Origin of the sequence: Salmonella sp. HY31 (assembly GCF_042604575.1) — a bacterium.
GTDB lineage: Bacteria > Pseudomonadota > Gammaproteobacteria > Enterobacterales > Enterobacteriaceae > Salmonella > Salmonella diarizonae.
This window is the reverse complement of sequence record NZ_CP170479.1, coordinates 311907-327741: the sequence shown is the minus strand read 5'-3', so window position 1 is coordinate 327741 and position 15835 is coordinate 311907. Positions and strand designations below refer to the sequence as shown.

At 54.0% G+C, this 15835-nt stretch carries 9 protein-coding genes; 3 read left to right on the top strand and 6 right to left on the bottom strand.

Annotated elements, in window-relative coordinates:
• Nucleotides 1-238 precede the first annotated feature (238 nt).
• Nucleotides 239-1555 (top strand): gluconate transporter, encoded by a 1317-nt coding sequence (gene gntT / locus ACE15A_RS01470; protein ID WP_001131734.1) that lies wholly within the window; start codon nucleotides 239-241, stop codon nucleotides 1553-1555.
• A 96-nt stretch (nucleotides 1556-1651) separates the two neighbouring features.
• On the opposite strand, the gene malQ is transcribed toward gntT, so the two are convergent.
• Together malQ and malP are read right to left on the bottom strand one after the other, a co-directional pair.
• Nucleotides 1652-3730 (bottom strand): 4-alpha-glucanotransferase, encoded by a 2079-nt coding sequence (gene malQ, locus ACE15A_RS01465; RefSeq protein WP_023247858.1) that lies wholly within the window; start codon nucleotides 3728-3730, stop codon nucleotides 1652-1654.
• Between the two features lie 9 nt (nucleotides 3731-3739).
• The gene (malP, locus tag ACE15A_RS01460) at nucleotides 3740-6133 is read right to left on the bottom strand and encodes a maltodextrin phosphorylase (RefSeq protein WP_053507971.1); all 2394 of its coding nucleotides are present in this window, start codon (nucleotides 6131-6133) and stop codon (nucleotides 3740-3742) included.
• A 593-nt stretch (nucleotides 6134-6726) separates the two neighbouring features.
• Here malP and malT point away from each other — a divergent pair.
• Complete coding sequence (gene malT / locus ACE15A_RS01455) at nucleotides 6727-9432, top strand: HTH-type transcriptional regulator MalT (protein WP_023247856.1); 2706 nt, start codon at nucleotides 6727-6729, stop codon at nucleotides 9430-9432.
• A 68-nt stretch (nucleotides 9433-9500) separates the two neighbouring features.
• On the opposite strand, the gene ACE15A_RS01450 is transcribed toward malT, so the two are convergent.
• The 3 genes from ACE15A_RS01450 to glpE form a co-directional block, all read right to left on the bottom strand.
• A complete protein-coding gene (locus ACE15A_RS01450; RefSeq protein ID WP_023247855.1) occupies nucleotides 9501-10259 on the bottom strand; it encodes a DeoR/GlpR family transcriptional regulator in 759 nt (252 codons plus the stop codon).
• 93 nt (nucleotides 10260-10352) lie between these two features.
• Nucleotides 10353-11183: a rhomboid family intramembrane serine protease GlpG gene (gene glpG / locus ACE15A_RS01445; RefSeq protein ID WP_053507972.1), complete on the bottom strand. Its 831-nt coding sequence runs from the start codon at nucleotides 11181-11183 to the stop codon at nucleotides 10353-10355.
• A 75-nt stretch (nucleotides 11184-11258) separates the two neighbouring features.
• The gene (glpE, locus tag ACE15A_RS01440) at nucleotides 11259-11585 is read right to left on the bottom strand and encodes a thiosulfate sulfurtransferase GlpE (RefSeq protein ID WP_023247853.1); all 327 of its coding nucleotides are present in this window, start codon (nucleotides 11583-11585) and stop codon (nucleotides 11259-11261) included.
• A gap of 197 nt (nucleotides 11586-11782) precedes the next feature.
• Here glpE and glpD point away from each other — a divergent pair, with 197 nt between their 5' ends.
• Nucleotides 11783-13291, top strand: a complete 1509-nt coding sequence (gene glpD, locus ACE15A_RS01435; RefSeq protein ID WP_129382342.1) for a glycerol-3-phosphate dehydrogenase — start codon at nucleotides 11783-11785, stop codon at nucleotides 13289-13291.
• A gap of 91 nt (nucleotides 13292-13382) precedes the next feature.
• On the opposite strand, the gene glgP is transcribed toward glpD, so the two are convergent.
• Nucleotides 13383-15830 carry a glycogen phosphorylase gene (glgP, locus tag ACE15A_RS01430; RefSeq protein ID WP_000993430.1) on the bottom strand — a complete coding sequence of 816 codons (2448 nt, stop codon included), beginning with the start codon at nucleotides 15828-15830 and terminating at the stop codon, nucleotides 13383-13385.
• Between the last annotated feature and the right edge of the window lie 5 nt (nucleotides 15831-15835).

Here is a 15835-nt window from a genome sequence, read left to right as displayed (position 1 = left end):
GATAACATGACCTGTGTCTCATAATTTAAATTTTGCCTGCCAGAGCCATTTTCAACACCCCTATGTTACCCGTATCATTCTTATGGGCACCTAACATCCATATAACATCTGACTACGCTCATTCGTTTCAACGTTAATCAGTATTGGTGCTATTGCGGCTCTGTTCCCGTCGGGGATAACAGGAATTTGTCGTCGAAACAATGACGTTACCCATAACAAAGTAAAGGCCAGGTAAATCATGCCATTAGTCATCGTTGCTATCGGTGTTATCTTGTTACTTCTTCTGATGATCCGCTTCAAAATGAACGGATTTATCGCCCTTGTCCTGGTAGCGCTCGCTGTCGGGTTGATGCAGGGAATGCCGCTGGATAAAGTCATCGGCTCCATCAAAGCCGGTGTCGGCGGTACACTTGGCAGCCTGGCCCTGATTATGGGATTTGGCGCCATGCTGGGCAAAATGCTTGCCGACTGCGGCGGTGCTCAACGTATCGCCACTACCCTGATCGCGAAATTTGGTAAAAAGCATATCCAGTGGGCCGTGGTGTTAACCGGCTTTACCGTCGGCTTCGCTCTGTTCTATGAAGTGGGCTTCGTCCTGATGCTACCGCTGGTATTCACCATTGCCGCGGCGGCGAATATTCCGTTACTGTACGTCGGCGTGCCGATGGCCGCGGCGCTCTCCGTCACACACGGCTTCCTGCCGCCGCACCCGGGCCCAACCGCGATTGCCACGATTTTCCATGCTGATATGGGTAAAACGCTGCTGTTTGGTACGATTCTGGCGATCCCGACCGTGATCCTTGCCGGCCCGGTTTACGCCCGTTTTCTGAAAGGCATTGATAAGCCGATCCCGGAAGGCTTGTACAGCGCGAAAACCTTTACGGAAGAAGAGATGCCGGGCTTTGGCGTCAGCGTCTGGACGTCGCTGGTTCCGGTTATTCTGATGGCGATGCGTGCGATTGCCGAGATGATTCTGCCAAAAGGCCACGCTTTCCTGCCCGTTGCCGAGTTCCTGGGCGACCCGGTCATGGCTACGTTGATTGCCGTACTGATTGCGATGTTCACCTTTGGCCTGAACCGCGGGCGTTCGATGGATCAGATTAACGATACGCTGGTCTCCTCCATCAAAATTATCGCCATGATGCTGCTGATCATTGGCGGCGGCGGCGCGTTCAAGCAGGTGCTGGTCGATAGCGGCGTGGATAAATACATCGCTTCAATGATGCATGAAACCAATGTCTCTCCGCTGTTTATGGCGTGGTCTATCGCGGCGGTTCTGCGTATCGCGCTGGGCTCCGCGACTGTCGCGGCGATTACCGCAGGTGGCATTGTGGCACCGCTGATCGCCACTACCGGCGTTAGCCCTGAACTGATGGTTATCGCGGTCGGTTCCGGGAGCGTGATTTTCTCTCACGTTAACGATCCAGGCTTCTGGCTGTTCAAAGAGTATTTCAATTTGACTATCGGCGAGACCATTAAATCCTGGTCGATGCTGGAAACGATCATCTCCGTCTGCGGCCTGATTGGCTGTCTGCTACTGGGTATGGTGGTCTGATAAAATATTGCCGGGTGGCGCTTCGCTTACCCGGCCTACAAAAATCCTCGTAGACCAGGTAAGACACATTGCGCGCCGCCATCCGGCAAAATAACGTTACGCCTTCTTCACGGCCGCTTTTCGGCGTCTGTCCAAATCCTTAATCAGCTTGTTCACTCCCTCATCGGCAAACATGGCCTCAAGAGACGCGGACAATTTTCGCCGCCAGTTTTTATACTGATAGCTGGTGCCCGGCACGTTAACCGGATCGGCCATATCCAGCCAGTCCTCCGGCTGAAGCCCCAACAGACCGCTGTTACTGTCGGCGATATAGCGCTGAAGTCCGCGATTTAGTATCGGCGTCATCGACATTAACGATGCCTTATGCCCGGCGCGTTTTGGCAGACAGCCATATTTATGCAGCGCGTCCAATAGCCCCTGTTTCGCCCGCTCGCGATCCTCATACAGCCCGCGCAGAATCACTTCATCCGGATAAAGCCCCAGAGCTTTACCCAACGTCAGGTCACCGCATTCCCAATAGCCGCGCAGCGTGGGGAGATCGTGCGTCGAGGCGACAGCCATCGATTGTTGCGGATACGCGCCTGGCGCGCGGAAGTTTTTCTCAAGGTCATTTTCAAACCACAGCACTTTATAAGAATAGACCCCGCTATCGCGCAGCTTGCCGACAATCTCAACTGGCACCGTCCCCAGATCTTCGCCTATCACCATACAGCGATGACGTTGGCTCTCCAGCGCCAGAATAGCCAACAGATCGTCAACCGGATACTGAACATATGCCCCGCGATCCGCTGTTTCGCCATACGGTATCCACCACAGACGCAGCAACGACATAACATGGTCAATGCGCAACGCGCCGCAGTTTTGCATATTGGCGCGCAGCAGGTCGATAAAGGGTTCATACGCCCGGGCGACAATGATATGCGGGTCCATTGGCGGCAGCCCCCAGTTCTGACCGAGCGGGCCGAGGATATCCGGCGGCGCACCGACGGATGCTTTCAGGCAATACAGCTCCCGGTCGCACCAGGTTTCCGCGCCGCCTTCCGCCACGCCAACCGCCAGATCGCGGTACAGACCAATCGGCAACTTAAAACTCTGACAGGTATCCCAGCAGGCGGCGAATTGGCGCCAGGCCAGCCACTGAAGCCAGAGGTAAAACTCCACCTCTTCGCGGTGCGCTTCACAGAATTTTTTCACAGCGGGAGACTCTACCGACTGGTACGCCTCCGGCCAGGCTGGCCAGCCCCAGCGCTGCTCATCCTCTTTCACCTGATACGCATGCAGCGCGTCGAATGCCGCCTGCCAGTAAAGGCTCTCGCCTTCGCGGGCGATAAAGTGACGAAACTCCGCCATTTGCGCATCGTCGCGAGCGGCAAACCTCGTCCACGCTATCCGCAGCGCCGTGATTTTCAGCGCGGTAACGGTAACGTAATCCACCCATTGCGCATCTCGCGCCTGTCGCAGTCTTTGCTGTGTGGCGGGCATTTGCCACCACGCCTGCGCCTCTTCGCTCAGGCGGAAATCTTCGACAGCGTTAACATCAATATATATCACGTTCAGCCAGCGACGGGACGAGGGGCTGTAGGGACTGGCGCTCTCCGGATTCGCCGGATAAAGCGCGTGGATCGGGTTCAGGCCGATAAACGCGCCGCCGCGTTTCGCAACGTCGGCCAGCATCGACTTCAAATCGCCGAAATCGCCAATACCCCAGTTTTTTTCTGAACGAAGGGTATAAAGCTGGACGCAGGCCCCCCACAGTTTTTTCCCTTCCAGCAGCGCCTGCGGTTCATAGCATCGCGGCGGGGCAACGATAATACGACAGTGCGTTCGCTGTTCATCCTGGGTCAACGTCAGGGTGTGGTAACCCTCCGGCAACGTAGCCGGAAGGTTAAGTTTTTTACCGCCCGTCACGCGCCCTTTGTAATGCACGCCCTCTTCAGTGGTCAGCAGCCAGGCAAACTCACCGCGCCCCTCTACCGGTAACGCCATTTTTTTACCCGCAGTATAAACCTTCACATTCGGCACGATCGCCTGTGGTCCGGTGGTCGTACCGTGCATCGCCGCCAGCAAACGTCTCTTGGTTTCAGCGCCAATAGACTGCGGTTTGCCATGAGCATTGATGTAACTGGGGCTGATCCCCGCCACCAGCGCGGCACTATCGAGACGTTTATTTTCCATCGCGCTCCCTTAGCGTTTTGCCTGCCAGATACGGGCCTGATAATCGCGAATAGAGCGATCGGAACTGAACATACCGCAGCGCGCGGTATTGAGGATCGCGGCGCGCGTCCACGCTTCCTGGTCGCGATACAGCGCATCCACCAGCTTTTGCGCCTCGACATAAGCGGCGAAGTCCGCCATGACCAGGTACGGATCGCCCCCCTGTTTGCCGAGGCTATGCAGCATCTGGTCAAAGGCATGTTTATCGCCATCGCTGTATTGACCGCTTTCCAGCTCTTTTAGCACCGCATCCAGCACTTTGTCTTTTTTACGCCATTTCACCGGGTCGTAGCCTTTAGCTTTGAGCGCCTTCACCTCTTCCACAGTATGGCCAAAAATAAAGATATTCTCTTCGCCCACCTTCTCAGCGATTTCAACGTTAGCGCCGTCCAGCGTTCCCACTGTCAACGCCCCGTTCAGCGCCAGCTTCATGTTACCGGTGCCGGACGCTTCTTTCCCGGCAGTAGAAATTTGCTCGGAAATATCCGCCGCGGGAATGAGCATTTCCGCCGCCGAGACGCAGTAATCCGGCAGGAAAACGACCTTCAGCTTATCGCCCACCACCGGGTCGTTATTAATGGCTTCCGCGACCTTATTGATAGCAAAAATGATGTTCTTCGCCAGGTAATAGCCCGGCGCCGCCTTCGCGCCAAACAGGAATACGCGCGGTACGCGGTCAGCCTGTGGATTTTCGCGGATCTCTTTGTACAGCGCCAGAATATGCAACAGATTCAGATGCTGACGCTTGTACTCGTGCAGGCGTTTGATCTGAATATCAAAAATCGCATGGCTCGAAATCTCAATCCCGGTACGGGCCTGGATAAATTTCACCAGCCGTTCTTTGTTCGCCCGTTTGATGTCGCGATACTGCTGACGGAATGTGGCGTCGTCAGCGTATTTTTCGAGGTTGATCAACTGGTCGAGATCGTTAGCCCACTCTTTTTTCAGCGTTTTATCCAGCAACGCCGCAAGCTGCGGATTGCACTGCTTGACCCAGCGACGCGGCGTAATGCCGTTGGTGACATTGTGGAATTTGTTCGGCCAAAGCTGGTGATATTCCGGGAACAGATCTTTCACGACCAGATCGGAGTGCAGCGCCGCCACACCGTTGACCGCAAAGCCGCTGACCACGCACATATTGGCCATGCGTACCTGGCGGTCATGCACCACCGCCAGTTTTGCCCATACCTGCTTATCGCCCGGCCAGGTGTTATCGACCAGCGTCTTAAAGCGGTCATTAATCTGCTTGATAATCTGCATATGACGCGGCAACAGAGTTTTGATTAATCTCTCGTCCCAGCACTCCAGCGCTTCCGGCATCAGGGTATGGTTGGTGTAGGCGAAAGTGTTGCGGGTAATCGCCCAGGCATCGTCCCAGCTTATCTGGTGTTCATCCAGCAATACGCGCAGCAGTTCAGGGATGGCAATAGTCGGGTGGGTATCATTTAGCTGAATGACTTCATAATCCGCCAGCTCATGCAGTTTGCGTCCGGCCAGATGATGGCGACGCAGAATATCCGCTACCGAGCAGGCACACTGGAAGTATTGCTGCATCAGACGCAGTTTTTTACCCGCCGTGTGGTTATCGTTGGGATAAAGCACCTTCGTCAGTTTTTCCGCATCGATACCCTGCTGTTCCGCACGCAGGAAAGCGCCGTCGTTGAATTTGGTCAGATCAAACGGATGCGCGTGGGCCGCCTGCCACAAACGCAGCGGTTGCGCGACGCCGTTACGATAGCCCAACACCGGCAGATCCCAGGCCTGGCCTGTAATCACAAAGCCGGGCTCCCAGCGCCCTTCTTTGGTGACTTTACCGCCGATCCCAACCTGAACGTCCAGCGCCTCGTTGTGGCGGAACCACGGATAGCTGCCGCGATGCCAGTCATCCGGCGCTTCCATCTGCTTGCCTTCAACAAATGACTGACGGAACAGCCCATACTGGTAGTTCAGACCATAGCCCGTGGCGGACTGCCCGACGGTCGCCATCGAATCGAGGAAGCAGGCGGCCAGACGTCCCAGACCACCGTTGCCGAGCGCCGGATCGACTTCCTCTTCCAGCAGATCGGTCAGGTTGACGTCATGCGCTTTCAGCACATCGCTAACGTCCTGGTACCACCCCAGATTTAACAGGTTATTTCCCGTCAGGCGGCCAATCAAAAATTCCATCGAAATGTAGTTCACATGACGCTGGCCTTTCGTCGGCTGCGCTACCGGCTGCGCGCTCAGTAATTCTGCCAGCGCGCCGCTAACGGCCTGCCACCACTGACGAGACGTCATGTCGGACGCCGACAGTAAACCGAAACGCTGCCACTGACGCGTCAGGGCGGCCTGGAATTGATCTTTATTGAAGGTTGGCTGTGACATAGGAAATCCGTCCTCGGGTAATAAAACAACGTTGTCGCTAGTTTGCCAGGCTCGATGTTGACCTTCCTCCTCCCGGCACGGATTAGGGAGGGAGGAGGAGCGGGGATGAGCATAAAAGTGTGATCGCCGCCACTTAACCCTGCATAAACGCGCCGACTCCTGCCAGCGGTGTCCAGTGTTACGCATAATCAAATGAATAAACAGAAATAACAATAAATCACGGAGGGGTATTTTCGAAAGATTATATGAACGCCGAAATAGTTTCTTACTTGAAATATTCAGCGGCGGGAGATTCACCGACTTAACATAATTAATTAAATGCCTGGTATTGCCATTGTGTTAAATCCGGATCATGACCAGGACATTATTTACAACAGCAGCAATATGACCTCAGCCCAGTTCTGACGCCCGTTTCAACTGCACCAAATACTTTTTTAATACCGTTATTTAGAATTGTGACAGAGTGCAAATTCAGACACATAAAAAGTCTGCTTAGCTTGCATTAAAATGCTTTCTGGTCGACCTTGTATTTATTAATTACGAAGCGCAAAAAAAATCGCAGTTCCCCCATTCCTCACAGTGAAGTGATTGCTATGTTGATTCCGTCTAAATTAAGTCGTCCGGTTCGTCTCGACCATACCGTGGTTCGTGAGCGGCTGTTGGCTAAACTTTCCGGCGCGAACAATTTCAGGCTCGCCCTGGTAACCAGTCCTGCTGGCTATGGGAAAACCACGCTTGTCTCACAGTGGGCGGCGGGCAAAAATGAATTAGGCTGGTACTCTCTCGACGAAGGCGATAACCAGCAAGAGCGATTCGCCAGTTACTTAATCGCCGCTATCCAGCAGGCCACCGGCGGACACTGCACTACCAGCGAAGCGATGGCGCAAAAACGTCAGTACGCCAGTCTGACTTCCCTCTTCGCGCAGCTCTTTATTGAACTGGCGCAGTGGCATCGCCCGCTTTATCTGGTGATTGACGACTACCATTTGATTACCAATCCGGTGATTCACGATGCGATGCGCTTTTTCTTACGTCATCAGCCGGAAAATTTCACTCTGGTGGTGCTATCGCGTAATTTGCCGCAACTGGGCATCGCTAACCTGCGCGTGCGCGATCAGTTGCTGGAAATCGGTAGCCAGCAGTTGGCTTTTAACCATCAGGAAGCAAAGCAATTTTTTGACCGTCGTCTTTCATCGCCGATTGAAGCCGCTGAGAGCAGCCGAATGTGCGACGATGTTGCCGGTTGGGCCACTGCGCTACAGTTGATCGCCCTTTCCGCCCGCCAAAATAATCACTCGGCGCACCAGTCCGCCCGGCGACTTGCTGGTATTAATGCCAGCCATCTGTCCGATTATCTGGTAGACGAAGTACTGGATAACGTGGATGTCAGCACCCGACATTTTTTACTTAAGAGCGCTATCTTACGCTCAATGAATGATGCGCTGATCGTACGCGTGACCGGCGAAGAAAACGGTCAGATGCGGCTGGAGGAGATTGAGCGTCAGGGGCTATTCCTGCAACGCATGGACGACACGGGGGAATGGTTCAGCTATCACCCGTTGTTTGGTAGCTTTCTGCGCCAGCGTTGCCAGTGGGAACTGGCGGCGGAACTGCCGGAGATCCACCGCGCAGCCGCGGAAAGCTGGATGGAACAAGGCTTTCCCAGCGAAGCCATTCATCATGCGCTGGCGGCGGGCGATGCGCAAATGCTGCGCGATATTCTGCTTAATCATGCGTGGGGGCTGTTTAATCATAGCGAACTGGCGCTGCTGGAGGAGTCATTAAAAGCGTTGCCGTGGGAAAGCCTGCTGGAAAATCCGCGGCTGGTATTGTTGCAGGCCTGGCTGATGCAAAGCCAGCACCGCTACAGCGAAGTGAATACGTTGCTGGCGCGCGCCGAGCAAGAGATCAAAGGGGTCATGGACGGCACGCTGCATGCTGAATTTAACGCGCTGCGCGCCCAGGTCGCCATCAACGACGGCAATCCGGAAGAAGCAGAGCGGCTGGCGAAACTGGCGCTGGATGAGCTTCCTCTCGCCTGGTTTTATAGCCGCATCGTCGCGACCTCCGTCCACGGCGAAGTGCTGCATTGTAAAGGCGATCTCAGCCAGTCTTTATCACTGATGCAACAAACCGAACAAATGGCGCGCCATCATGACGTCTGGCATTATGCGCTGTGGAGCTTAATTCAACAAAGCGAAATTCAGTTCGCCCAGGGATTCCTGCAGGCCGCATGGGAAACGCAGGAGAGAGCCTTCCAGTTGATCAAAGAGCAACATCTGGAACAACTGCCGATGCATGAGTTTCTGATACGTATCCGCGCGCAATTGCTGTGGGCGTGGGCGCGCCTTGACGAAGCGGAAACCTCGGCGCGCAGCGGTATCGCTGTGCTGTCCACCTTTCAGCCGCAACAACAGTTGCAGTGTTTGACGTTACTGGTGCAGTGCTCGCTGGCGCGCGGCGATCTGGATAATGCCCGTAGTCAGCTTAACCGACTGGAAAATTTATTAGGCAATGGCCGTTACCACTGCGACTGGATCTCTAACGCCGATAAGGTGCGTGTCATTTACTGGCAGTTAACCGGTGACAAGAAATCCGCCGCCAACTGGTTACGCCATACGCCAAAACCGGCGTTTGCCAATAACCATTTTCTGCAAGGACAATGGCGGAATATCGCCAGAGCGCAGATCCTGGTGGGCGAATTCGAGCCTGCGGAAATCGTGCTGGAAGAATTAAATGAGAACGCCCGTAGCCTGCGCTTAATGAGCGATTTAAACCGCAACCTGCTGTTACTCAATCAGCTTTACTGGCAATCAGGGCGGAAAAACGACGCCCAGCGCGTATTGCTTGATGCCTTACAGCTAGCCAACCGGACCGGATTTATCAGCCATTTTGTGATTGAAGGCGAAGCCATGGCGCAACAATTGCGTCAGCTTATCCAGCTCAATACGCTGCCGGAGATGGAGCAGCACCGCGCGCAACGCATCCTGCGAGAGATTAACCAACATCACCGGCATAAATTTGCCCATTTTGACGAAGGCTTCGTCGAGCGCCTGCTTAACCATCCGGATGTCCCGGAGCTTATTCGCACCAGCCCGCTCACCCAGCGTGAATGGCAGGTGTTAGGGCTTATCTATTCCGGTTACAGCAACGAACAGATTGCCGGCGAACTGGCGGTGGCCGCGACCACCATTAAGACGCATATCCGCAACCTCTACCAGAAACTCGGCGTCGCGCACCGTCAGGACGCGGTACAGCACGCGCAGCAGTTACTGAAGATGATGGGGTACGGGGTGTAAATTAATGCCTGATGGGCTTATCAGGCCTACGATCGCGCGCAGAATGTAGGCCGGATAAGGCTGTCTCTTTAGCACAGCTCTAATTGAATATGGTGGTCGGCGATGACCTGCATCACGCCCGCCGGTGGTAGGATATCGGTGTAGACCGCATCGACCATACTAATGCTGCCCATGTTTACCATCGCATTACGACCAAATTTAGAGTGATCCACCACCAGCATCACGTGGCGCGAATTTTCGATAATCGCGCGCTTGGTGCGCACCTCATGGTAGTCAAATTCCAACAACGAGCCGTCGCTATCAATACCGCTAATACCGAGAATGCCGAAATCCAGACGGAACTGGGCGATAAAGTCCTGCGTCGCTTCGCCAATAATACCGCCGTCGCGGCTGCGGAGTTCGCCGCCAGCCAGGATAATACGAAAATCCTCTTTCGCCATTAGCGTGTTCGCTACGTTCAAATTGTTGGTCACGATCCGCAAATTACTGTGCCCTAACAGGGCGTGCGCTACGGCTTCCGGCGTCGTGCCGATATCAATAAACAGCGTCGAACCATTGGGGATCTGGGTCGCGACTTTACGAGCGATACGCTCTTTTTCTTCCGTTTGCGTCGCCTTACGATCGTGCCACGGCGTGTTCACCGAGCTGGAGGGCAGCGCCGCGCCGCCGTGGTGGCGCAAAATCATATTCTGTTCCGCCAGATCGTTAAGATCCCGACGGATGGTTTGCGGGCTGACAGAAAAATGCTCCACCAGCTCTTCCGTACTGACGTACCCCTGTTTTTTTACCAGTTCAATGATCGCGTCATGCCGTTGTGTTTGTTTCATGAATAATCTCTGAAAGTAACCAACCTTATGCCGGATAGCGGCATTCGCCCTACCCGGCCTGGAAAAATATCTCGACCACAGGCCGGATACGCCTCACGTTCGTTTTCGCGCATTCAACGTATCAACAAGGGCCATCGCTAAACCGACGATAAGCCCGGCGATGTGCGCGCCGTTCGCCATAGACATGCCAAACCAGTCAAGCCAGCCAGCGACTATCCACAATAATGCAAAAATAATTAAGCCGCGCTGGAGGTAAATTCCGCTTTGCGGATCGCGCTCTCCGCGCAGCCACACGTACCCCATCAGCGCATAGACGACGCCGGACAGTCCGCCAAACCACGGGCCGCTAAATTTCTGCTGTACATAGCCGCTTAGCAGCGCGCTTATCACCGTAATAACGATTAATTTACCGCTGCCCAGGCGCTTCTCTACCGCCCCGCCGAGATACCACCACCACAGCAGGTTAAAAAGAATATGCATCAGTGAGAAGTGCATAAAGATATGGGTGAAGTAGCGCCAGAATTCAAATTTTAAGGCCGGATCGAACGGCCATGCCAGCCACACCATCACCGTCTGATCGCCGACGATATTCATCGCGATATAGACCAGCACGCAGGCGACCATCACGATCCAGGTGACGGGGCCGGCTCGTTCACGCAACGTGGTGAGAAAGGGAAAACGGCGGTAGTGCAGCCCGCTGTTAGTCTGCCCGGACTGCCAGCTAGCCGCCAGATAACGCGGATCGCCGGGATTTTCTATAAACCGCGCCAGCTCGGCCCGCACGCGTTCGGCCTGCGATTCATCCGCCAGCCAGATATCGCTTTGATTATGTTGCTGAATAATAAGAATGACGCCCTGGGTGGCCATGTAATCAACAAATGCCTGCGCCACGCGGGGATTCGCAAAGGAAGTAATCATCAACATTGTTGCTGTCGCTTAGTCCATACAAAAGAAGACAGTATATATACCCTTCTCGTCGGAGGCTGCATCTTTGTGGGATTAAGCGCCATTTGCGATGTCGGCAGGGAAATGGCGATGCCAGGCCTCAAACCCGCCGTCAATGCTGTAAACCGCATCATAGCCTTGCTGGAGCAGATACTGCGCGGCGCCTTTACTGCTGTTGCCGTGATAGCACATCACCATCACGGCGGTATCGAAATCATGCTCACGCATAAACGCGCCCAGCGTATCGTTGGTCAAGTGAAACGCCTGCGGCGCATGACCCATGACATAACTTTGCGGATCGCGAATATCGACCAGCACCGCCGCGCCCTGATGCAGTTTCTGATACGCCTCTTCTACAGTGATACATTCAAATTGTTCCATGAATCGCTCTTTCATATTGCCGGTGAAGCCAATTAAGGCATTTTATCGCCCAGTGTACGTTGACGGAGTAGCTTAACGCCATAATGTTATACATATCACTCTAAAATGTTTTTTCGATGTTACCAATAGCGCGTTTCTTTGCTATTATGTTCGATAACGAACATTTTTGAACTTTAACGAAAGTGCAAGAGGACAGCATGGAAACCATAGATCTGATCGTGATAGGCGGGGGCATTAACGGCGCAGGCATCGCGGCTGATGCCGCCGGACGCGGTTTGTCCGTACTCATGCTGGAAGCGCAAGATTTAGCCTGCGCGACCTCTTCCGCCAGTTCTAAACTTATCCACGGCGGCTTACGCTACCTGGAGCACTACGAATTCCGTCTGGTCAGTGAAGCGCTGGCAGAACGTGAGGTGCTGTTGAAAATGGCGCCGCATATCGCCTTCCCGATGCGTTTTCGTCTGCCGCACCGCCCGCATTTACGTCCGGCATGGATGATCCGTATCGGTCTGTTTATGTACGATCACCTCGGCAAACGTACCAGTTTACCCGGTTCCACCGGTGTGCGGTTTGGCGCAGATTCGGTACTCAAACCTGAAATCGTGCGCGGATTCGAATATTCCGACTGCTGGGTAGACGATGCGCGTCTGGTGCTGGCCAACGCACAGATGGTGGTGCGTAAAGGCGGCGAAGTCCTTACCCGTACTCGCGCAACCGCCGCTCGCCGGGAAAATGGCCTGTGGATTGTCGAAGCGGAAGATATCGACACCGGTAAAAAATATGTCTGGCAGGCGCGCGGACTGGTTAACGCCACCGGTCCGTGGGTCAAACAGTTCTTCGACGAAGGGATGCACCTACCGTCTCCGTATGGCATCCGCCTGATCAAAGGCAGCCATATCGTTGTGCCGCGCATCCATAATCAGAAGCAGGCGTATATTCTGCAAAACGAAGATAAACGTATCGTCTTTGTCATCCCGTGGATGGAAGAGTTTTCGATCATTGGCACAACCGATGTCGAATATAAAGGCGATCCGAAAGCGGTAAAAATTGAAGAGAGCGAAATTAATTACCTGTTGAAGGTCTATAACGCGCACTTCCAAAAACAACTGGGACGCGATGACATCGTCTGGACATACTCCGGCGTCCGTCCGCTGTGCGATGATGAGTCCGACTCGCCGCAGGCTATCACTCGCGATTACACCCTGGATATCCACTATGAAAATGGCAAAGCGCCGCTGCTTTCCGTGTTTGGCGGTAAGCTCACGACCTACCGTAAGTTGGCCGAACATGCGATGGAAAAACTGGCACCCTGGTATCCAGGCATCGGACCGGCATGGACCAAAACGTGCGTACTTCCTGGCGGCGACATCGACGGCAGCCGCGAAGATTACGCGGCGAAGCTGCGTCGTCGTTATCCGTTCCTGACGGAATCGCTGGCGCGCCACTATTCGCGCACTTACGGTAGCAACACGGAGTGGATTCTCGGCGAAGCTACGTCACTGCTTGATTTAGGCGAAGATTTCGGTCATGAGTTTTACGAAGCGGAACTCAAGTATCTGGTGGATCACGAATGGGTGCGCCGTACTGAAGACGCTATCTGGCGTCGTACCAAAGAAGGCATGTGGCTGACCGCCGAGCAGCAGTCGCGCATCACCCAATGGCTGGCGGAGTATATTGGCAAACGCCAACTGTCACTGGCGTCCTGAGAAAAATGCCGGCTGGCGGTGAACGCCTGATCCGGCCTACAAGAATACATAAACGTAGGCCGGGCAAGCAAAACGCCGCCGGCATCGGGTTTTACAACCGCACCGGATCAATATGCCAGATGTTTTCGGCATACTCTTTGATAGTTCTGTCCGATGAGAAGTAGCCCATATTGGCAATGTTGAGCATCGCTTTCGTCGTCCACTCTTCCGGGCGACGATACAACTCATCCACCTTATCCTGGCAGTCCACGTAGCTGCGGTAGTCCGCCAGCACCTGGTAGTGATCGCCAAAGTTAATCAGCGAATCTACCAGATCGCGGTAACGGCCTGGCTCTTCCGGATTAAAGACGCCGCTACCAATCTGCGTCAGTACCTGATGTAGCTCTTCATCTTTTTCATAATAGTCGCGAGGTTTATACCCCTGCCTGCGCAACGCTTCCACCTCTTCTGCAGTATTACCGAAGATAAAGATATTCTCCTCGCCGACATGCTCCTGCATCTCTACGTTCGCGCCATCCAGCGTACCAATGGTGAGCGCGCCGTTCAGGGCAAATTTCATATTACTGGTGCCGGAAGCTTCTGTCCCTGCCAGCGAAATCTGCTCAGACAGGTCGGCAGCGGGAATAATCACCTGTGCCAGACTGACGCTGTAGTTCGGGATAAACACCACTTTCAGCTTGTCGCCAATCTGCGGATCGTTGTTAATCACTTTCGCCACGTCGTTGATCAGATGAATGATATGTTTTGCCATGTAATAGGCGGAAGCCGCCTTACCGGCAAAAATATTCACTCTCGGCACCCAGTCGGCCTCCGGATTTTCTTTAATGCGGTTATAGCGGGTAATGACATGCAGTACGTTCATCAACTGCCGCTTGTATTCGTGAATACGCTTAATCTGCACGTCAAATAACGCTTTAGGGTTCACCACCACGTTCAATTGTTGCGCAATCACCACCGCCAGCCGTTTTTTATTTTCCAGCTTCGCCTGACGCACCGCATGATTGACCAGCGGATAATCACAATGCTGCTCCAGCTCGCTGAGCTGACTAAGATCGGTACGCCAGGTACGACCAATATTCTCATCCAGCACTTCAGAAAGCGGCGGGTTTGCCAGCGCCAGCCAGCGGCGCGGCGTAACGCCGTTAGTGACGTTACAAAAACGAGTCGGGAAAATCTTCGCAAAATCCGCGAACAGCGACTGCACCATCAGGTTGGAATGCAGTTCAGAAACGCCGTTGACTTTATGGCTAACCACCACCGCCAGCCAGGCCATCCGTACCCGGCGTCCGTTCGACTCATCAATAATCGACGCGCGTCCAAGCAGACTGGTATCGTTGGGATATTGCTCCTGCAACGTTTTCAGGAAATAGTCGTTAATCTCGAAGATAATCTGCAGGTGACGGGGCAGAATTTTCCCCAGCATATCGACCGGCCAGGTTTCCAGCGCCTCGCTCATCAGCGTATGGTTGGTATAAGAGAAGACCTGACAGCACACCTCAAACGCGTCGTCCCAGCTAAATTTATGTTCATCAATCAGCAGGCGCATCAGCTCCGGAATTGACAGCACCGGATGCGTATCATTAAGGTGAATGGCGATTTTATCTGCCAGATTCGCATAGGTTTTATGCAGTTGATAATGACGACTCAGGATATCCTGCACCGTCGCCGAGACCAGAAAATACTCCTGGCGCAGGCGTAGCTCTCGTCCGGAATAGGTGGAGTCGTCCGGGTAGAGCACCCGTGATACGTTCTCAGAGTGGTTTTTATCTTCCACCGCCGCAAAGTAGTCGCCCTGGTTGAATTTACCGAGGTTGATTTCACTACTGGCCTGCGCATTCCACAGCCGTAGTGTGTTAGTGGCGTCGGTGTCGTAACCGGGAATGATCTGATCATACGCGACGGCCAGGATCTCTTCCGTCTCAATCCAGCGCGCTTTTTTTCCTTCCTGCTGAATTCGCCCGCCAAAACGCACCTTATAGCGCGTATTGTGCCGCTTGAACTCCCACGGGTTGCCATATTCCAGCCAGTAATCCGGAGACTCTTTTTGCCGCCCGTCGACAATATTCTGCTTAAACATGCCGTAGTCGTAGCGAATGCCGTACCCGCGCCCCGGCAATCCTAACGTCGCCAGCGAGTCCAGGAAGCAAGCTGCCAGCCGTCCTAAGCCGCCATTGCCCAGCCCCGGGTCATTCTCTTCGTCGATCAGCTCTTCGAGATCTAACCCCATGGCCTCGAGCGCGCCTTTAACGTCGTCATAAATGCCCAGCGAGAGCAGCGCGTTAGAGAGGGTACGGCCAATCAAAAACTCCATCGACAGGTAATAAACCTGCCGGGTTTCCTGCGATAATTGGGCTCGATTAGAACGCAGCCAGCGCTCCACCAGACGATCGCGCACTGCGAACAACGTGGCGTTCAGCCATTCGTGTTTATTGGCAATGACCGGGTCTTTACCAATCGTAAACATCAGCTTATAGGCAATAGAATGCTTAAGCGCCTCAACGCTGAGTGTAGGCGATGCATAAGTAAACGGAGCATTCATATAAA